Source organism: Flavobacterium macrobrachii (genome assembly GCF_014486675.1).
GTDB lineage: Bacteria > Bacteroidota > Bacteroidia > Flavobacteriales > Flavobacteriaceae > Flavobacterium > Flavobacterium macrobrachii.
Map to the genome: position 1 here is coordinate 90,272 of NZ_JACTAC010000003.1, position 19,682 is coordinate 109,953.

Consider the following 19,682-nt stretch of genomic DNA (forward strand, 5'->3'; position numbering starts at 1 on the left):
TATTATAACAAAATCCTGATTTTATCGGGATTTTTTTTTGTAAAGTATATATATTTGTCTTTTAGTCTAGCCAATGAATAATTTTAAAAATATATTCTTTTTAGTTTTTTTATTACAGTCTTTTTATACCACTTTTGCCCAAAGTGATTTTAAAAATGAAAAGAATCAAATTAAAAAGGATATACAAAAATCTGTAATTGAATTTAATAACACAGATTATACAAAAGCACTTGAGTACTCAAAATATGCTTTAATCAATTCTTTTGCTATTAATGATAATCTTTTAATTGCACAATCATATAATACTATAGGAGTGATTTATGATGAATGTCAAGAGACACAAAAAGCAATTGAGTTTTATCATAAAGCCTTACGATATGCATCAGAAGTAAAAAACGATACACTAAATAACTGGATTTATAGTAATTTAGGAAGCGTTTATTATTTCAACGAGATAGATGTAAAAAAAGGAATTGGCTATTATAAAAAGGCTTTGAGATTTGCAGAAAAAGTAAAAGATTCTTCTCAAATAATTTATACTAAATTAAATCTTGCGAGTGCTTATTTTTCCATAGATAGTATAGTTCAAGGTGAAAAACAAATAAGTCCAATTAAAAATACTATTTTAAGAAAAGGAAGTGATGATGCTAAAATCTCATTGTATATCTTATTAGGACTTCAAGCTTCTTCTAAAAAAGAAAATGATTTAGCTGAAAGTAATTATTTTAAAGCAATGAATTTGGCTAAAAAAAATAACTACATTTCTTATTTGGTTAATGTTTATGAAAATTTGTCTAAGCATTATAAACAAAAAAATGAATTAGTAAAGAAGGATATTTATCAAGCAAAGATCGATTCAATAAATAACATTATTTTTTCTGAAGAGAAAGTTGATAGCCTGAAAAAAGGAGTGTTGCAAATTGAATTAGATGAGCATAAAATTCAATTAGAAAGAATAGAACAAGAAAATTTTAAAAACCAAAAAGTAGCTCGAGACTCTAAATTAGTGGTAATCCTTTTTATCATAGGAATTATAATATTATTACTATTGTTATTAACATTATATAAAAACATTAAATTTAGAGAACAAGCCAACGAGGAATTAAAAAAAGCCTACGAGGAATTAAAAATAGCCAAAGAAAAAGCAGAAGAAGCTTCGTTACTAAAATCGCAATTTGTTTCTACAATTACCCACGAATTGCGAACTCCTTTATATGGTGTAATTGGAATTACCAATATTATTTTGGACGAACACAAAGAATTAAATAACAGTCCGCATCTAAAATCACTAAAATTTTCTGCTAAATATTTATTATCATTAGTAAACGATATTCTTCAGATTAATAAAATCGAAGAAAAGAAAATCGTTCTGGAAAGTTTGATTTTTAACCTATCTGATGAAATCAATACTATTTGTAATTCAGTTGAATATATTGCGGATAAAAATAATAACAAACTTATCGTTGAAATCGATACTGAAATTCCTGAATTTTTAATTGGAGATAAACTAAGATTGTCTCAAATTATTATGAATTTGGTTAGTAACGCATTAAAATTTACTAAAAATGGCGAAGTAATTATTTCGGCCGATTTGAAAAATGTTAGCGATACAATTTACAACATTGAATTTAAGGTAAAAGACAATGGGTATAGGTATTCCAAAAGAACATCAAGGTAAAATTTTTGACAAATTTGTTCAAATTGAAAGACGAGAAGAAGACTATCAAGGTACAGGACTCGGACTATCAATCGTTACTAGTTTGATAGAACTATTCAAAAGTGAGATTCATTTAGAAAGCCAAGAAAATGTAGGAACAACATTTAGTTTTACTATCGGTTTTGAATTTAATGAAGAAAAATCCAGAGAGATAATTAATAATATAGAAGTTGATTTATCTTCAAACTATGTTTACAACATATTAGTTGTTGAGGATAATAAAATCAATCAAATGGTAACCAAAAAGATAATTCAAAATAGCAATTTGAATTGTACGATTGTTGATGATGGCTATGCCGCTTTGGTTGCCTTAGAAAGAGAACATTTTGATTTAATTTTGATGGATATTAATATGCCTTTGATTAATGGTTTTGATACTACTAGAAAAATTAGAGAAAAAGGAATTCAAATACCTGTAATAGCTTTAACGGCATTTGATAAACAAGAAGTTTCTGAAGAAGCAATTGCTGCTGGAATGAACGATATTTTAATAAAACCATTTGAGCCAACAAAACTGTATCAAATAATTTCTAATCAAATTATTAAAAAAGAAAACGCTGATTAATACCAGCGTTTTTTTATAGTTTATAACTAATAGAAAACAAAGCTATTCGCGGTAAAACAAAGGTGCTTCGCTGACTAATTACAAAATCGGAGAATGAAAAATCGTTCTTGGCTTTTATATCAAATAAATTATTGATGGATAATTCAAAACCAAAAGGACTGTTCTTTTTTTGATATCGTAACGAAGTATTAGCCACTTCAAAAAAGTTACTTTGGTTGCTGTTGTCTGAATTTTTTAGATTGTAATAATCTATTTTATAAATCCAATTTTTTAAGATACTGATTTCAAAATCGGCATTGATGCCTTCTGTTTCAAAGTTGGATTTGGTTAAACCCGAAAATTGACTAAAACCTTTGGTGTAACCAATACTAAAATCGGGCCATTTTTTGTAAGCGGTTTTTATTGAAATTCCTAAATCTTGACTGTTTCTATTGTTGGTTGTTGTCACGGAGTTTAATTCTTGAATGTAATTGAACCAGCTCAAATTACTATCAAATTTTAATGAAAATCGGTATATTTTTTTACTTATGGAACCAAAAAAACGATAATTTGTTTCTGGATTATCTGTTAGTATTGGTGTGTTGAATTGATTAATTCCGTCAAGTTCTATGACGTTTCTAGTAGTTTTTACTTTCTTGTTCATACTTGCGTTGGCAGTAACTATTATGCCACGATACATATTCATTTTGGAATAACGCAAGCTTGCCGAATGGTATCTTTCGTTTTCTAAAAGTGCATTTCCTTTGAAAACCGAGTTGTAACTTTGTAAACTAAATCTATTTGCCAATTGACTAACTTCGGGAAAGTCATTTACTAATCGATAGGTAAAATTTAGATTTTCCGATTTATTGAATTCAAAATCACTATTCCATTGAGGTTGCAAAAGTGTTTTTGACAACGAATAATTACCATCCAACTGATTGGTTTTTAGATCATATTGATGTAAGTACAAACCCGGTTTGTTCGTCCATTTACCAATTTTGAATTTGTATTCTACACCAACATAAGCATCATTTAAATTATAAATGCTATTGTTTCCAAATCCTGCGGAAGCAAAATCATTAATTGTACCATCGGTTAATAATTGTTTTTCTGAGGTTAACAAATTAGAATAGCCATAATTATTTCCAATAACCGAATACATATGATTAAAATTATTGATAATCCAATAATGTTTAAATAACGCATCAACGCTGTTGTTTTTTACTTTTTTGATTTGTTCTATGGTATAATCAGTATCGCTTTGCAACGGAATTAATCCTGCTAAAAACGGTTGATCAGTCAACCAAAGTTTTGAAGGTCTATTGTTTTCATACGCTTGATTGACTACAAATGTTGTGGTATGATTACTGTTTTTGTATTGTTTGTGCCATTCGACATATTGTTTTATAGAAACGTTGTCGGCTTTACTAATTGTCTCAAAAGTATTCGAGTTAATATTGGTAATCGAGTTAATCACGTTGTCCATATCATTGGTACTCGATTGATATTGGGCGTTGTAGTACCATTTTTCTTTTTTGTTAGGATTGTAATCTAACTTGACATTACCAATTCCTAAAACCGAACGATTATCATTGTTTTGAGTTTGATTTTCAAAAGCAACTGTACTATTTTGAAGGTATTCATTGTTGCTTTCTGATTTGGATGCCATAAACACTTTAGAAAAAATAGAATAACCCGAAATGGCTAACTTGGGCGAAGCATCAATACTAAAATTGAGTGCGCCAAACTGAGATTTGTTTTCCACTACATCGGTATTGTCATTAGTAAACGAATACAAATTAGTAAACGATTTTCTACCCGAAAGAAAACTACTCACACCACCATCAAAACGCATTAAATCTTCAAACGTGAATGTGCTTCGACCAATGTTGTTGCTATCGCCAATGAAACTCAGATTGGTTTTTGGCGAATAATAAAACAAACCTGAATGTAGCAAATGATAACCAGTATCGTTTGCCACGCCAACGCCAGCTTCAATATCGCCAAAGATGAATTTCTTTTTGTCTTCTTTTAGTTTTACGTTCATCGCAAGGTCTTCACTGTCGGACACTTGTTTCATAAAACCTACTTCGTTAAAATGATCAATGACTTCTATTTTGTCTAGCGCATCAGCAGGAATATTTTCTACGGCAAGCTTGCTTCCGCCACCAAAGAATGATTTACCTTCCACAAGCATTTTAGTTACTTTTTTTCCTTGAACGGTAACATTTCCTTTTTTATCTACTTCAACTCCAGGAAGCTTTTCAAGTACTTCTTTCATCTTCCTTTCGTTACCGTTAGCAAATGATTTTACGTCATAGGTAAGCGTATCTTTTTTAATAATGATTGGTTTATACTCGTGCTTGATTATGATTTCTTTGAGTTGTTGACCTGTTGCTTTTAGTTTGAAATTATGGGTTAAAACTGTAGAATTTGGCTCAATAAGTAACACTTGCTCATTAAAGCCAATATAAGAAGCCGTTACTTCATACTTCACGTTTTTCTCTAACTCTAACTTGTATCGACCTTTGTTATCAGCAATAGCAAATTTGAGTTGTGCATTTTCGCTCTTGGGCAAGGCAATGATATTAGCACTTTCTAAAGGATTGTTTAAAGAATCAGAAACCACACCAGTGATAGTGTGGGTTTGGGAGAAGGAAAGAGTAGAAATGAGAAGGAAGAAATATAATTTAATCACTACAGTAATTTTTATCTCATTTCATTCATTTTTTTATAATTTTCTGCGAGTACTTTTCTGAAATCTTCTTCAGTAACATATTTACCATGTACTGGTCTTTCTATTTTCGTTAAAGTTTTATCATTTAAGTCAATACTCGTTGCATAAAAATAAACTCTACCATTAAAAGTCCCCTCAAGCACTAAACCTGGTAATCCGTCAAGACCCATAGGTCCAAAACTATAAGGTAATGATGGAGCAAACCAAACTACAGGATTAAAACTTAAACTCATTTTCCTATTATCGTCATATTCTTCATAATGGCAAGTAGCTTTGTAACAAGTATATCCGTCAATAACTTTTGTTTCACTACTAACAACCCATTTGTATTGCTCAAATGATTTTACAACATTAAATAATTCATCCAAAGAAGTGGTTTGTTTAATCTTCTCCTTTTTTAGTAAATCTTTATAATATAATTCATTTGAAAGTCCTCGGGTTATTTGGTATTCTATACTTTGGTCATCAAGATTAATATTGTCAACTAGTCTGTAAATACTTTTGGTTTTATCAAAAAACAACTCAAATTCAAATGACTCTTGATATTGAGTAATTTTATCTCTTAATTTAGAGTCTTTTACGCTCTCGGAATCCTTATATAAACTAGATTTATATATTACTTTAAAAATATCATTTTTGCTTTCATTTTTTTGTTGAGCAAATGAATTGAGGCTCATAAAAGTCAAAAATGAAATGATTATTTTATTCATAATTTTAAAATATTAAACCATCAGCAATCAATTATTGATTGTTGATGGTTGTTCTTTTATCCTTCAATTAAGCGAACTGTTTTAGTTAATGATCTGCAATAGTTTAAGTAAGCTTGATAGATAAACGCTCTTACCTCAGATGACAAGCACCCATAAGCTTGTTCGTAGTTATCCGTATCCATTGCAGCTTGAGTTGCACACGTTGGTGTTACTTCAATTTCTTCTAGGTCAATAGTATTTGCAATACTAACACTACTAAACGCTACTAGTGCTACTGCACTAAAAAATAATTTTTTCATTTTTTCTAATTTTTAAATTTATAAATAATTTCTTGGTTAACCAATGTAAAATTGAAAAAAAAAAAAAAAGATTTTTTCACATTTTTAGAAATTATTAACATAAATTTAACGAGAATAATAGTGATTGGTTTAATGTTTAAACAAAATAATAAATACTAATTTCAACCGATATTTTTCTTTGTTATCAGCAATAGCAAATTTTAATTGTGCATTTTCGCTCTTAGGCAAAGCAATAATATTGGCACTTTCTAACGGATTGTTTAAAGAATCAGAAACCACACCAGTAATAGTGTGGGTTTGAGAGAAGGAAAATGTAGAGAAAAGAAGAAATAGAAGTATTTTTTGCATTTAATTTCCTGACAATACTTTACGTTCATATTCTTCTTGAGTTATTGTTTTTCCTTTTGGGAAATCTATTTTTATCTCTTTATCAAAAAGTTCAATTTTGGTTGCTAGAAAGGTTGTATCCCAATCTTGCAGTTCTAATATCAAACCAGGTAATCCATTATAATTTTTTGGACCATAAGAAAATGGTAAATTTGGTGCAAACCAAGCTGTAATTATTCTTGTTTTTATTTTTTTATCTCTTGCTAAATAGTCATACTCATATATTGCTTTGTAGCAAAGATAATTGTCGATTGTCTTTGTTTCGGTTGTGATTTTCCAATCCTTTTTTAAATAAGTGTTTTCGATAGTATAACCATCATTTTTTAGAAAAAATTCTTTATTTTCATTACTGTTTAGATAGTAATGAAAATCACTTGTAAACCTCTTTGCTGCCAATTGGTAGATTAGATCTTCTTTTAATTCTTGATTACTTAAATCTTCCATATAATAGAATGCAGATTGATGTGAATTAAACTCTAAAATGAATTTTTGTTTTTCAGCATTTTTTATAATTTCATTAACTATTTCTTTTTGCTTAGCATCTTCTTTAACTTCGAAAGCAATTGGTTTTATAATGTATGTTACATTACCTGATTTCTGCCCACTTAAATAAGCTACATTTACAAGTAATATGAATGTTAAAATTTTAAACTTCATGTTTTTATAAATAAAAATACTGTCCAAAAAAATATTTATATCTTTTCTTTGGACAGTAAGAATAATATTAATGTTTTATTAGAGTTGTATTCTTTAAACATAGATTTAATGCATCTTGGTACATAGCATTATAAGTAGCATCTGGAAGATTACATCCTGGATCCACAGAAATCATAACATCAGCTGCAACATTAGAGCAAAAATCAGTTTTTGGATCATCCATTACTTTTTTCTCATCAATCTCAATAGTATTCGCCATCGAAACACTGCTAAAAGCTACTAGTGCTACAGCACTAAAAAATAATTTTTTCATTTTGTTTTAAAATTTAAAGTTAAAAATATTTGTTTGGTTAACCATTGTAAAAGTGAAAAAAAAAAAAAAAAATAGCTTTTCAAAATTTTTATATATTTTTAACAATAATTTAACAAGCTCTACCTTAGTGTAGAATTAGTTTTATGTTGTACAAGCATAAGAAGAGTTATTCTTTCTGTTGGATTATTGATACTATCCGAAACTACACCGGTAATAGTGTGGGTTTGAGAGAAGGAAAATGAGTAAAAGAGTAATAAAAAGCAAAAGCCACAGGTTATTTTGCAGAAACTCAAAATATTCATCAATCTGAAAAACTTATTGAACAGTATGAATTGCGTATTAAAGATAAAGAAACTATTATTTCAAATCAAATAGAAATGATTAAACAGCTCAAAGAATTGCTTGATAAAAAACAATAATTGTTTTTTTGTTAACTAAAATATACTTTCTCAATTATAGATTATTCTTATAGTGTTTTTAGTTTTATTTTAACATAATCTATAATTGCTTAATGCAAACTAAAATATACTTTCTCAATTATAGTATTTGCTTATACCTTTTTTAGTTTTGCTTTAACAAAATTTATAATTGCTTATTATAAATTTAAAATAGTTTATTCATTTATTATTTTCGTTTAAGTGTTTTTAATAATCATTTAAGTTGTTTTTATGTTTTATTAAATATTGTTTTTAAGTGTTAAATATTTGATAAATTTTTAATTTTTGTTTCTTTTGGTATATGATTTGTAAATTTTTTACTAATTAAAATAATGTTTAACTAGTAAAAAATTAGAAATCATGGCACGTAGAAAATTAGGAAGAGTGTTAGACCTTGAAAAAGGTAAGAAAAGATTAGCGGCAGTAAAAAGTATTGATCCACTTTTGGATTTAGGTAACGGAATTGAAGTTCCAAAATATGAAGCTGAGGTTACTTCATTAGAAACAAAATTGCAGGTATACAATACTGCATTAAGTACTATTGATGGTTTGTATAATGATTGTATTGCTCAAATAGATGTGTTAAAAGATTGGAACGAAAGAATTCTTACTGGAGTTGCAACTAAATATGGAAAAAATAGTTCAGAGTATGAAATGGCTGGAGGTGTAAGAAAAAGTGAACGTAAAAATGCAAAAAACAAAAATATTTAAAACGTATTGTTAAGATTAAAAAAGAAAACGCTGATTAATACCAGCGTTTTTTGTTTTTCTTTGAAGCTTCCGATTTTCTTGAGTTGTTCTTTCCGTTTTGTTTCTTTTTGTTTCTCAAATCAGGTTTTGCATCTGGATTTGGAACAGTCTCTTTCCAAGGAAACGGATGATCTTTTATCGTTTTTACGTTTACTTTAATCAGTTTTTGAATGTCTTTCCAGTAAACTTCTTCGTCTTTTCCGCAGAATGAAATTGATATTCCACCGTTTCCAGCTCGACCAGTTCTTCCTATTCGGTGAACATAGGTTTCTGGAATATTAGGCAAATCAAAATTGATAACGTAAGGTAAACTTTCGATGTCAATGCCTCGAGCGGCAATATCGGTAGCAACTAAAACGGTAATTTCTTTATTTTTAAAACTGTCTAAAACTCGTTGACGCGCCGTTTGCGATTTATCGCCATGAATAGCTTCGGCATTTACACCTTGCTTTTTCAAAGCTTTAACTACGTTATCAGCACCGTGTTTGGTTCTAACAAAAACCAAAACATTACTCAGATTTTCATTTCTAATCAAATGATATAACAAACCGCGTTTATCTGATTTGTCAACAAAATAAACTTGCTGTTGAATGATTTCGGCGGTAGAAGAAACTGGCGTAACCGAAACATATTCGGGTTTTGTTAAAAAACTATCAGCCAATTCACGAATTGCCATTGGCATTGTTGCCGAAAACAAAAGTGTTTGTCTATTAGTTGGAACCAATTTGACGATTTTTCTAACATCATTGATAAAACCCATGTCGAGCATCAAATCCGATTCGTCTAAAACTAAGTAGTGAAGGCTATCAAAATTAACAAAGCCTTGTTTGTGCAAATCCAATAATCTTCCTGGTGTTGCAATTAAAATATCAACACCTTTTTTTAGTTGGTCAACTTGCGGCACTTGAGAAACGCCACCAAAAATGGTTAGTTGTCTCAAATTAGTATATTTTCCATACGTATCGAAGCTTTCACCAATTTGAACTGCAAGTTCGCGAGTTGGTGTTACTACTAGACAACGAATTTCTTTAGTTTTTTTTGATGAACCCACCATTCGGTGAAGGTTGTGAATAATAGGAATGGCAAAGGCTGCCGTTTTTCCGGTTCCAGTTTGTGCGCAACCAACCAAGTCTTTTCCAGCTAAAATAAATGGAATAGCTTTTTCTTGAATTGGTGTTGGGCTAGTATATCCTTCTTCAAAAACGGCTCTTTGAATACTTTTGGACAATGATAAATCTTCGAATAACATAAATATTACTTACTATTTTTTGTAAGTTGGGGCAAAGATAGGTTTTTTAAAATGAATAGATTTCAGCAGATTAAATAATGTCTTTTCTAGATTTGATAAAATCCGTCACAAGATAACCAATCAGTTTTCCAATAAGATGATTGTTTTTTTCTTCACCAAGTTCTGGCGCGCCTTCACATATATGAAGATAACTTGCATTTTTATGTTTGCCAAAAAAGTAAACAAACTGGCGTACTTCTTCAATAGAAAATCCGCTTAAAGTCATTGCGCTACTGGCAATATTTGGCAATGAATCTAAATCGATTTCAATACCAAAAGCGTCGTTTTTAATAAAATCTAAAGCCGTGTTGAGTTCTTGTTGGAAGTTTTTTTGTTGGCGAACTTTAATTTCGTCATACGTATTGTATGTAACTCGATCTTCCATTTTCTTAAGAATATCAAGAACATTTTTTGACGTATAATTTTCGTGTAAACCAAAAATGAAATATTTTTTCAAAAAACCTTCTTCAAATGCATACGAAAATCCGTTTCCGCTGTGTCTTCCTTCCAAAATTCTAAAATCGGAATGAGCATCAAAATTCACGGCATTGATAGGTTTTCCATGAGCAAGTGCTGTTCCTTTTATATTTCCGTAGGCATTGTTGTGTCCGCCGCCAATAATGATTGGAATTTTTCCTGTTTTTACGATAGAAGTAATGGTATGAACGACTTCTTTATCGATTTGATTGACTAATTCGCTTAGTTTTTTTCGGTCATTGGTAGCATTGAAATCTAAATTTTTAGCTTCATCCATTTGATTTTTAAAGTCCAAAGTGCCAAGAACTATAATTTGACTTCCTTTACAAAAGCGATTGTGCTGAATATTTGCAATGCTTTTTATAGTGCTTTCCCAAGCCGATGCTGCTCCTGGACGACCATAATTTGCTCTAACGCCAACATCTTCAGGAATTCCAATAAGTACATATTTTGCCTCGCATTTTTTTAAAAACTCAATGCAATTTTCGCCTTTTGGAACGGTAAGCATTTTTTCTCCAAATTTTACTTCACCACTTCTGTGATTAGTAACTTTTGCCAAATCGGAAATTGAAAAAGGAATTAAATTATCCATTTTTAGACGTTAAATTTTTCCCAAAAATATAATATAATTATCTATCCTGCGTTAGTATATTAAATATTATTACATTTGTTTATCTAATTTAAATTAAAAATTATGGAGAATCAAAACAGTAACTCAAAATTGAAATCAATTATTGCAATATTAGCAGTTTTATTGATTGGTAGTTTGATTTATATCTTTAAGTTAACATCTGATGCTAAAGAATTGCAAACCGTTGTTACAACAACTAAGTCTGATAAAGAGGCTGTTTTAAAAGATTTAGCAGCATTAAAATCTTCATATGACCAAGCTATTGCTGAAAACACTTCTATGTCTGATGAATTAATTGAAGAGCGAGATAAAGTTGTCAAATTGATGGAAGAATTAAAAAAATCTAAAGGAGATGTAGCTTCATTGTCAAGGTTTAAACAACAGTACAATGCTCTTGAGGTAAAAATGAAAAACTTAATGGAAGAAGTTGCTGTTCTAAAAGTTAAAAATCAAGAATTAACAACTAATTTGGACAGCACTAAAGTAGTTTTGGAAGACTCAAAAAAATACAATCAGGTATTAGTTGGTCAAAATGAAGAATTAGCTAAAACTGTTGAAAAAGGTCAAAAGCTTAGTATAACTAATTTAAAAACTGCGGCCTACAAACTAAGAAGTTCAGGAAAACAAATAGAAACCGATAAAGCAAGTAGAGCAGATGTTTTACAAATAAAATTTACAATAGCCGAAAATAAAATTGCTAAATCTGGCGATAAAGTTTATTATGTTCAGGTTATAGACGCTAAAAATAATGTTTTGGGTGATAAAGCAACAATTACTTTTGGAGACACATCTTTAACCTATAGTTTCACCTCTACAGTTAAATATGAAAATAAAACAGTAGATGTAACAGAGCAACTTAAAGGAAAAGATTTTGCTAAAGGAACTTATTTTGTAAATGTATTTGACAAAGAAGAACTGATATCAAAAAGTAGTTTTAGTTTAAGATAACTAAATAAAAATAATTTAAAAAAATCCCGACTTGTCGGGATTTTTTTATGTAATAACTTTTCCATTTAGTATAACACTTTCAATTAAATTACTACCAAAACAATAGGGTATTTCATAAAATGAATTTAATGGTTTTGTAATAATCAAATTGGCTTTTTTTCCTTTGGAAATGCTTCCATGTGTTTTAGAAATATCCATGGCATAAGCTCCGTTTATCGTAGCCGCATTTATGGCTTCTTCTGGTGTCATTTTCATTTTAATACAAGCCGTTGCCACCACAAAATTCATATTTCCCGATGGTGTTGTTCCAGGGTTAAAATCAGATGCTAAAGCCAATGGTAATCCTGCATTTAGTATTTTTCTTGCTGGTGTATATGGTATGCTGATGAAATAGGAACAACTTGGTAAAGCAACAGCAATGGTTTTACTGTTTTTCAATGCTTCAATGTCTTCATCGGTTACAATTTCAAGATGATCAACCGAAAGCGCATCATGTTTTACACAGGCTTCAATTCCGTTGATTGCGGTAAATTGATTGACATGAATTTTTGAAATTAAACCATATTTTTTTCCGGCTTCCATAATTCTTTCGGTTTCTTCTACCGAAAAGTATCCTGTTTCTAGGAAAGCATCTATAAAATCAGCCAATTTTTCTTCAGCTATTTTTGGAAGCATTTCATCAATGATTAAATCGATGTAACCCGAATGATTTTCTTTATATTCCTTCGGAAAAGCATGTGCACCAAGAAAAGTTGATTTTATAGTAATTGGATAATTTTGGGCTAATTTTTTGATGACACGAAGCATTTTTAGTTCGCCTTCTATCGTTAAACCATAGCCCGATTTAATTTCAACAGCTCCAGTTCCTTGACTAATGACTTCTTCCAAGCGTTTTTTGGATTGGTTATAAATTTCTTCTTCAGAAGTTTTATTTAGCTTTTTTGCAGAATTTAAAATTCCACCACCACGATTGGCAATTTCTTCGTATGATAATCCATTTATTCTGTCCACAAATTCTTGTTCCCGATTTCCAGCATAGACAATGTGTGTATGACTATCGCACCAAGATGGTAAAACAATTTTTCCAGAGGCATCAATAGTAATATCAGCGTTTATTTTTGGACAGTTATCCATTGTGCCAAAATCTTTTATCATATCATTTTCCAATAAAACAAAAGCATTTTTTAGTGTTGGTAAAATAGCCATTTCATCGCCTGAAACTTTGTCAATATTATTTTCTCTAACTTGCAATAATTCTTTTATGTTGATGATAAGTGTTTGCATAAAATGATTTTTGGTAAAATTACTTTGAAAAAAATAAATATTCTTAATTTTAAACAAAATTAGAGTTCGTGAGAAAAATTAAATATAAAAAAGGCAGAAAAGTTAAGCCAACAATTTTGGAATATACGGGAATTCATAAACAAGTAAAGTCAGAAATGCAGTTGTTTGTTTATGATACCGATGATTTAACCGAATATGCTGAATTTGAAGTTTCACAAATGCAATATTGTTTGGAAACTTTGAAAGTAAATTGGTTGAACATACATGGATTAAATGATATAGAGCTCATTAAATCTTTAGGTGAATATTTTAATATTGATCAATTTACATTAGGTGATATTTTGAACACAACAAAAAGAACTAAACTAGATGAATATCATGATGTTTTGTTTTTTAATATTAAATCGTTGTTACCAATTGAAAATACTGATAATATAGGTGTTGAGCAAATTAGTTTTTTACTAAAAGATGGTGTATTAGTTTCTTTTCAGGAAAAGAGAAGTGATTTTTTTACGCATATTCGAGAACGAATTAGAACACACTCAGGTATTGTTAGAGATAAAAAAGCAGACTACCTTTTGTATTTATTGCTTGATGCAATAATTGAAAATTTCTACATAACAATCGAGAATGAGGAAGACAGAGTGGAAGAACTAATCAATTTATCAAAGTCAAGCACAAAACCACAAGTATTAGAGCAAATAGAGCATCATAGGGACAATTTTAATTTTTTAAAACGTTCAATTATTCCGCTTCGTGATTCATTGTATTCAATAAAAAGTATCAAAGATGATAATGTTTTTAATGCTATTGAGCACGAGAATTATAGTTTTTTCTCTCGATTACATCAAAAATGTTTGGAATTATTGGAGCAAATTGAGTATGATTTAATTTCGCTTGACAGTGCATCTAATTTTTATTTTTCTTCACAAAATCAAAAGTTGAATGAAGTAATGAAAACTTTAACAGTAGTTTCTGTTTTCTTTATGCCTCTCACATTCATTGTTGGAGTTTATGGAATGAATTTTGACAATATGCCTGAGTTACATTGGAAATATGGTTATTTTTATATTCTTGGATTTATGTTCATTTTATTGATTGGGATGATTGTTTATTTCAAAAAAAGAAAATGGTATTGATTTAAGAATGATTTATATAACAAAAAAAGCACTCAATTATGAGTGCTTTTTTTTGAATATAATAGTAATTACAGAGCTGTAATTATAAACTCACTTCTTCTGTTAGCTTGATGTTGCTCTTCGGTACAGTTTGTTACGTTTGTTGGTTCACAGCCACAATCGTTTACCAATCTTGACTCGCCATAACCTTTTCCTGTTAATCTAGATTTATCAATTCCTTTACTAACTAGCCAAGCCATTGTTGATTTTGCTCTTCTGTCTGATAAAGCCATATTGTATTTTGCAGTTTGTCTACAATCGGTATGAGAACGAACATCAATTTTCATTGATGGATATTGTTCCATAACATCCAATATTTTGGCTAATTCAATTTCAGCATCAGGACGAATATTTGATTTATCTAAGTCAAAATAGATTAATTTTATTCCAAAAGCTTTTGCTAAGTCATCGCCAACTTGTACAGGTTTAACAGTTTTTTCAATTTCTATATTGACTTCAGTTTTTCCTTCTTCTTTTCCTGTTATTACTGGTACTTCTTTTGTGTCGTATTCAGTTTTTTCTGTTCTTAAATAATACTTAGTCCCAGGTTCTAATTTCAAAAACTCATAATAACCTTTTTCATCAGTAGTAGTTTCAGCTATTTTATTGAACTTTTCATCAAGTAGAGTGATTTTTGTATTTGGCAATACTTCTTTTGAAGCAGCATCAGTTACAATTCCAAAAATTGCTTGCTCAATAAATAATTCTCTAGTTTCAAGAAATTTATAGATATCATCATTTCCATCTCCACCATCACGGTTTGAACTTAAAAATCCTCTTTTAGTTTCTGAGTTAATGATATAAGCGAAGTCATCTTTAGAGCTATTTGCTTCCTCACCAATATTTACAATTTTTTTGAAGATACCATCTTCAGGAATTTGAGTTGCAAAAATATCTAATCCACCAAGTCCAGGATGTGCATCTGATGAAAAGAATAGTTCATTTTTATTATTGACAAATGGATATGTTTCTCTTCCTTCTGTGTTAATTGTTTTACCCAAATTCACTGGTGTTCCAAAACTACCATCTTCATTAATTGTTACTTTATAGATATCTGATTTTCCAAAAGTACCAGGCATGTCTGATGCAAAATACATTGTTTTGCCATCAGGACTTAAAGCAGGATGAGCGGTTTGGTAGCTATCACCATTGAATGGTAGTGGAGTTACATTTATCCATTTTCCTTTTTCATCGACTGTAGCTTTGTAAATTTTTAATAAAGTTACTTTTGATGCGTCATAACCTCTTTTGTCTAGATAATTATTTCTTGTAAAGTAAACTGTTTTTCCGTCTTTGCTAAAAACAGGAGTTGCTTCATGGTATTTAGAATTAAGTTTATTACCAAATTTTTGAACTTCCCCAAGAGAACCATCTTCAGCTAAATCAGCACTGTATAAATTAGTAAAATATTCCCCAGTCCATGTATGGATTCTTTTTGAGAAATTTCCGGTATCTCTAGCAGAACTAAATACTACTTTTTTGTCCATAAACGACGGACCATAATCAGAGTATTTTGAGTTTATTCCAGCATTTTCAATTTTATATCTTCCAGAATTTTTCTTAATTTCAGCAAGATAGTTTCTGTTTTTATCAAAAAGCTGTGCTCTAGCGTCATTACCACTTTTAGCATTGAATTTATTCATCATCTCATCTGCTTTACTGTAATTTTTTGTTGCTCGAAGAGATTGAGAAAAGCGATAATAAAACTCAGCTTCTTGTTCAGGATTAGTAGTGTATAACTCATCATACCATTTAGATGCTTTTTCTAAATCGGCATTAAAATAATATGAATTACCAATTTTTAAAAGCATGTCTGGGGATTTATATCCTTTTTCGTATAAACGCTCATAAGTTTTTATAGCATCAACATAAGCATATTGATCGTAGTTCTTATTGCCCCTAGATTCTTTGACTTTAGTTTGTGAATAACCGCTTAATGAGGTTATTGCAGCGATTACTAGATATATAATTTTATTTTTCATGACTGTAGTGTATTAGAAGAATCTAGGTGATACCATTTTATTAACTTTACTGAATAATTCAAATCTTAAGAAGACTTCATGTGAACCTGAATTAAAATTTCTAAGATTTGTAGTTTCTCGATCATATCCATAACCAACGAATAAACCATCAGAAATTTGGAAACCAGCCATTCCACTGAAAGCAGCATCCCATCTGTAAGCAGCACCTAACATTAACTTGTCAAAGAATAAAAAATTACCCGATAAGTCAACTTGAAGAGGTGAACCTTGTACAGCTTTTGTTAAAAATGCAGGTTTAAATTTTACAGTAGGAGAGACATCAAATACATATCCTCCAATAATATAAAAATTCATTCTTTCTTGAAATACTACATACTCATTATCATTGTATTTTTTATCTTGCATAAAATTTGGTACAGACAATCCTAAATATAATTTGTCAGAGTGTAAATAAACTCCAGCTCCAAAATTTGGTGAAAATTCATTATTGAAGGCTTGTAAATTATCATCGTTTGGATCGGCTGGGTTTAATTTATTTACATCTAGATTGAAAAAGTTTCCTGATGCTTTTATACCAAATGATAATTTATAAGTTTCTGAAGTTTGAATTGTATATGATAAATCAGCAGAGATAGTATTATCTGAAGTTGGACCTATTCGATCATTAACAACAGAAACACCTAGTCCGATATTACTATTATTTATTGGTGTATTAATAGAAAAAGCATTTGTTGTTGGTGCTCCTTCTAGACCAACCCATTGGGTTCGATGAAGTCCAAATATACTCATTACTCCTCTAGATCCAGCATAAGCAGGATTGATGTTAATTGTATTATACATGTATTGGGTGTACTGTGCGTCTTGCTGAGCAAAACTTGTATAACACACTAACGACAAAGCGAAAATTAAAAATTTTGTTTTCATATTTTTCTTTTTTTAACTCGAGGATAAGATATCCTCGAGTTGTTAGTAGGTTTATCGTGTTAAATATAAGTATTTTGATTCCGAAATTACTTTTCCATTACCATCATTATATTGAATAATGTAAAAATAAGTTCCAGTAGGTAACTCAGCATTTTTATCAACAGTTACTCTTCCTTCAGAAATACCAACAAATTTTTTGGTATTATTATCATAATTATCAGCTTCATAGACTAACACACCCCAACGGTTGTATATTTCAACTCTATTTGGTAAGTGACATTCTTGGTTGATGTTATCAATTTGGAAGTGTTCATTAACTCCATCTCCATTAGGTGTAAACGCATTATGTACAAAAACTGTTTCACAGTCTAACGGTAAACAATCATCATTAACATTTACAATTACATCAATTTGACTTGGACAATCTGTACCATCATCAAAAACATAACTAAATGTATAATCTCCAACAGGAACTTTATTTCCATTATTAAATGCGCTAAAGATTACTCCATTTAAACCACCCGCGTTATTAACATTAATCCATGTTCCACCAGAAGGAGTACCGTTTGGTAAAACTAATGATAAATTAATAGTATCAAACTCAGCAGCATTACAAATTTCTCTATTTTCCGTTCCAATTGTTTCTGCCGAAACTTCAACATTAATTACTTGTTCAATTATTTCAGAATCGTTTCCGCAATTATCTTTTGCTACCCAAGTTCTTGTTATAGAATATTGGTTGTTGATAACATCAGATTGTGTTTCATTAAAAGTAACTGATAATACACCAGAACAATTGTCGATAAACGATGGTTCAATTGGTTGAGGAATTTCATCACAAGTAACATTTAAAACAGCATCAACTGTTGAATTCAATTGAGGTCCTTGATTGTCAACAACAGTAATCAGCTGAGTTAACTCAACAGGTGGATTAACTCCATCAGTTACTGTCCAAGTTCTTACAATCAAATAATTACCTTGACAATCACCATTAATTATTTCTTCATCTGGAACTACGCTAACTGGACCGCAATTATCAGTTGCAGTTAAGATATCCATTGGCGGAATATTATTACATGATACTTCAATATCAGCTGGAGCACTTTGATCAAATACAGGAGGAGTATTATCAGGTATCACAGCAATTGTTATTTCTGTGGAAGTTGACGACTCACATCCATTAAATGAGGCAATAACTGTATATGTCCCTACAGGAGCAGTTACTGTACTTCCATTCATTGTCACTCCATTTGAAGGAGAAACTAAATATACATTATTTACATCATAATTAATTATGTTAAAACTACCCAAAGTTTCTGAACAATTAGGTTGTGTAACATTTCCTAAAACTGGAACTATAATTGGATTACCTGTAACATCCCATTGACAAGTAGTTGTATTGAACGTAGCCGTTTCATAACAAGCCAATGTTGGTTGAACTGGTTGCGTACCTGTAACATCCCATTGACAAGTAGTTGTATTGAACGTAGCCGTTTCGTAACAAGCTAATGTTGGTTGAGTAGGTTGTGTACCCGTTACATCCCATTGACAAGAAGTCGTATTGAACGTAGCTGTTTCATAACAAGCCAATGTTGGTTGAGCAGGTTGTGTACCCGTTACATCCCATTGACAAGAAGTCGTGTTGAACGTAGCTGTTTCATAACAAGCCAATGTTGGTTGAGCAGGTTGTGTACCCGTTACATCCCATTGACAAGAAGTCGTGTTGAACGTAGCTGTTTCATAACAAGCCAATGTTGGTTGAACTGGTTGTGTACCTGTAACATCCCATACACAAGTTGTTGTATTGAAAGTTGCTGTTTGGTAACAAGCTACAGTTGGTGGTGTTGGTATTATACCACAAGGGCCAATTCCACAAGTATCATCAACTGTCATATCAAGATTGTATGTAAGTGGACACGGGAGATGATTGTTTATAAAATAACTGAACCTATAAACCCCTAAAGAAATGCCATTAGCATTGAATGAATTGCCATTAGTGAAACCGCCTACATTGTTAACATTGATCCATACACCGCCAGTTGTTCCTGGTGGTAATAAAGAATCTAAATTAATTACTAAATCTTGAAATGTGCAACTTCTTTCAAGTATTAAAGCTGGTTGTACTGGTTGTGTACCTAGGTTTACCCAGCTACATGAAGTAGTATCGAATTGGAAGTTATCCCAACAGTTTACAGCTGGTGGTTGTACCGGTTGTGTACCTTGGTTTACCCATGAACAGCTCGTTGTGTTGAATTGGAAATTATCCCAGCAGTTTACAACTGGTGGTTGTACCGGTTGTGTACCTTGGTTTACCCATGAACAGCTTGTTGTGTTGAACTGGAAGTTATCCCAACAGTTTACAACTGGTGGTTGTACCGGTTGTGTACCTTGGTTTACCCAGCTACATGAAGTAGTA

The 19,682-nt window shown here is 30.6% G+C and carries 17 protein-coding genes; 5 read left to right on the forward strand and 12 right to left on the reverse strand.

All coding sequences use genetic code 11. The annotated features are described in order from the left end of the window. Positions 1-73: 73 nt before the first annotated feature. Positions 74-1,678 (forward strand): tetratricopeptide repeat protein, encoded by a 1,605-nt coding sequence (locus IAI56_RS16345; RefSeq protein WP_239107005.1) that lies wholly within the window; start codon positions 74-76, stop codon positions 1,676-1,678. Next, complete coding sequence (locus IAI56_RS16350; protein ID WP_239107004.1) at positions 1,644-2,282, forward strand: ATP-binding response regulator; 639 nt, start codon at positions 1,644-1,646, stop codon at positions 2,280-2,282. Before IAI56_RS16345 ends, IAI56_RS16350 begins: the two co-directional genes overlap by 35 nt. A gap of 13 nt (positions 2,283-2,295) precedes the next feature. Here the strand turns inward: IAI56_RS16350 and IAI56_RS01765 are convergent, their stop codons facing one another. From IAI56_RS01765 to IAI56_RS01790, 6 genes are all read right to left on the reverse strand, one after another. Next, on the reverse strand, positions 2,296-4,962 hold the full coding sequence (locus IAI56_RS01765; protein WP_317192465.1) for a TonB-dependent receptor: 2,667 nt from the start codon (positions 4,960-4,962) through the stop codon (positions 2,296-2,298). A gap of 11 nt (positions 4,963-4,973) precedes the next feature. After that, on the reverse strand, positions 4,974-5,711 hold the full coding sequence (locus tag IAI56_RS01770) for a GLPGLI family protein (protein ID WP_187656239.1): 738 nt from the start codon (positions 5,709-5,711) through the stop codon (positions 4,974-4,976). A gap of 56 nt (positions 5,712-5,767) precedes the next feature. Next, positions 5,768-6,010, reverse strand: coding sequence for a hypothetical protein (locus IAI56_RS01775; protein ID WP_187656240.1), 243 nt, complete (start codon positions 6,008-6,010; stop codon positions 5,768-5,770). A 129-nt stretch (positions 6,011-6,139) separates the two neighbouring features. Then, positions 6,140-6,358, reverse strand: a complete 219-nt coding sequence (locus IAI56_RS01780; RefSeq protein ID WP_187656241.1) for a hypothetical protein — start codon at positions 6,356-6,358, stop codon at positions 6,140-6,142. Next, complete coding sequence (locus IAI56_RS01785; protein ID WP_187656242.1) at positions 6,359-7,054, reverse strand: GLPGLI family protein; 696 nt, start codon at positions 7,052-7,054, stop codon at positions 6,359-6,361. A 67-nt stretch (positions 7,055-7,121) separates the two neighbouring features. After that, the gene (locus IAI56_RS01790) at positions 7,122-7,367 is read right to left on the reverse strand and encodes a hypothetical protein (RefSeq protein WP_187656243.1); all 246 of its coding nucleotides are present in this window, start codon (positions 7,365-7,367) and stop codon (positions 7,122-7,124) included. Positions 7,368-8,164: 797 nt separating this feature from the next. Between IAI56_RS01790 and IAI56_RS01795 the strand changes: the two genes are divergently transcribed. Next, positions 8,165-8,515 carry a hypothetical protein gene (locus tag IAI56_RS01795; protein ID WP_187656244.1) on the forward strand — a complete coding sequence of 117 codons (351 nt, stop codon included), beginning with the start codon at positions 8,165-8,167 and terminating at the stop codon, positions 8,513-8,515. A 34-nt stretch (positions 8,516-8,549) separates the two neighbouring features. On the opposite strand, the gene IAI56_RS01800 is transcribed toward IAI56_RS01795, so the two are convergent. Together IAI56_RS01800 and IAI56_RS01805 are read right to left on the reverse strand one after the other, a co-directional pair. Further along, positions 8,550-9,803 (reverse strand): DEAD/DEAH box helicase, encoded by a 1,254-nt coding sequence (locus IAI56_RS01800; protein WP_187656245.1) that lies wholly within the window; start codon positions 9,801-9,803, stop codon positions 8,550-8,552. Positions 9,804-9,873: 70 nt separating this feature from the next. Further along, positions 9,874-10,911 carry a formimidoylglutamase gene (locus IAI56_RS01805; protein ID WP_187656246.1) on the reverse strand — a complete coding sequence of 346 codons (1,038 nt, stop codon included), beginning with the start codon at positions 10,909-10,911 and terminating at the stop codon, positions 9,874-9,876. 102 nt (positions 10,912-11,013) lie between these two features. Here IAI56_RS01805 and IAI56_RS01810 point away from each other — a divergent pair, with 102 nt between their 5' ends. Continuing rightward, positions 11,014-11,898, forward strand: coding sequence for a hypothetical protein (locus tag IAI56_RS01810; RefSeq protein WP_187656247.1), 885 nt, complete (start codon positions 11,014-11,016; stop codon positions 11,896-11,898). 45 nt (positions 11,899-11,943) lie between these two features. Here the strand turns inward: IAI56_RS01810 and hutI are convergent, their stop codons facing one another. Then, positions 11,944-13,182 (reverse strand): imidazolonepropionase, encoded by a 1,239-nt coding sequence (gene hutI / locus IAI56_RS01815; RefSeq protein ID WP_187656248.1) that lies wholly within the window; start codon positions 13,180-13,182, stop codon positions 11,944-11,946. A gap of 68 nt (positions 13,183-13,250) precedes the next feature. On the opposite strand from hutI, the gene corA reads away from it, so the two are divergent. After that, positions 13,251-14,321 carry a magnesium/cobalt transporter CorA gene (corA, locus tag IAI56_RS01820; RefSeq protein ID WP_187656249.1) on the forward strand — a complete coding sequence of 357 codons (1,071 nt, stop codon included), beginning with the start codon at positions 13,251-13,253 and terminating at the stop codon, positions 14,319-14,321. 68 nt (positions 14,322-14,389) lie between these two features. Here corA and IAI56_RS01825 read toward each other — a convergent pair whose 3' ends face one another. The 3 genes from IAI56_RS01825 to IAI56_RS16200 all read right to left on the reverse strand — a co-directional run. After that, the gene (locus IAI56_RS01825; RefSeq protein ID WP_187656250.1) at positions 14,390-16,342 is read right to left on the reverse strand and encodes an OmpA family protein; all 1,953 of its coding nucleotides are present in this window, start codon (positions 16,340-16,342) and stop codon (positions 14,390-14,392) included. 12 nt (positions 16,343-16,354) lie between these two features. After that, on the reverse strand, positions 16,355-17,266 hold the full coding sequence (locus IAI56_RS01830) for a PorP/SprF family type IX secretion system membrane protein (RefSeq protein ID WP_187656251.1): 912 nt from the start codon (positions 17,264-17,266) through the stop codon (positions 16,355-16,357). Positions 17,267-17,317: 51 nt separating this feature from the next. Then, a partial coding sequence (locus IAI56_RS16200; protein WP_244970328.1) for a T9SS type B sorting domain-containing protein occupies positions 17,318-19,682 on the reverse strand: 2,365 nt, incomplete at its 5' end.

Bases quoted from the DNA above. Each gene is read 5' to 3' on its own strand.
- IAI56_RS01800 (WP_187656245.1), bottom strand. From the start codon at position 9,803: ATGTTATTCGAAGATTTATCATTGTCCAAAAGTATTCAAAGAGCCGTT.
- IAI56_RS01775 (WP_187656240.1), bottom strand. From the start codon at position 6,010: ATGAAAAAATTATTTTTTAGTGCAGTAGCACTAGTAGCGTTTAGTAGT.
- IAI56_RS01795 (WP_187656244.1), top strand. From the start codon at position 8,165: ATGGCACGTAGAAAATTAGGAAGAGTGTTAGACCTTGAAAAAGGTAAG.
- IAI56_RS01810 (WP_187656247.1), top strand. From the start codon at position 11,014: ATGGAGAATCAAAACAGTAACTCAAAATTGAAATCAATTATTGCAATA.
- IAI56_RS01770 (WP_187656239.1), bottom strand. From the start codon at position 5,711: ATGAATAAAATAATCATTTCATTTTTGACTTTTATGAGCCTCAATTCA.
- IAI56_RS01830 (WP_187656251.1), bottom strand. From the start codon at position 17,266: ATGAAAACAAAATTTTTAATTTTCGCTTTGTCGTTAGTGTGTTATACA.
- IAI56_RS01785 (WP_187656242.1), bottom strand. From the start codon at position 7,054: ATGAAGTTTAAAATTTTAACATTCATATTACTTGTAAATGTAGCTTAT.
- IAI56_RS01790 (WP_187656243.1), bottom strand. From the start codon at position 7,367: ATGAAAAAATTATTTTTTAGTGCTGTAGCACTAGTAGCTTTTAGCAGT.
- hutI (WP_187656248.1), bottom strand. From the start codon at position 13,182: ATGCAAACACTTATCATCAACATAAAAGAATTATTGCAAGTTAGAGAA.
- IAI56_RS16345 (WP_239107005.1), top strand. From the start codon at position 74: ATGAATAATTTTAAAAATATATTCTTTTTAGTTTTTTTATTACAGTCT.
- IAI56_RS01805 (WP_187656246.1), bottom strand. From the start codon at position 10,911: ATGGATAATTTAATTCCTTTTTCAATTTCCGATTTGGCAAAAGTTACT.
- IAI56_RS16350 (WP_239107004.1), top strand. From the start codon at position 1,644: ATGGGTATAGGTATTCCAAAAGAACATCAAGGTAAAATTTTTGACAAA.
- IAI56_RS01825 (WP_187656250.1), bottom strand. From the start codon at position 16,342: ATGAAAAATAAAATTATATATCTAGTAATCGCTGCAATAACCTCATTA.
- IAI56_RS01780 (WP_187656241.1), bottom strand. From the start codon at position 6,358: ATGCAAAAAATACTTCTATTTCTTCTTTTCTCTACATTTTCCTTCTCT.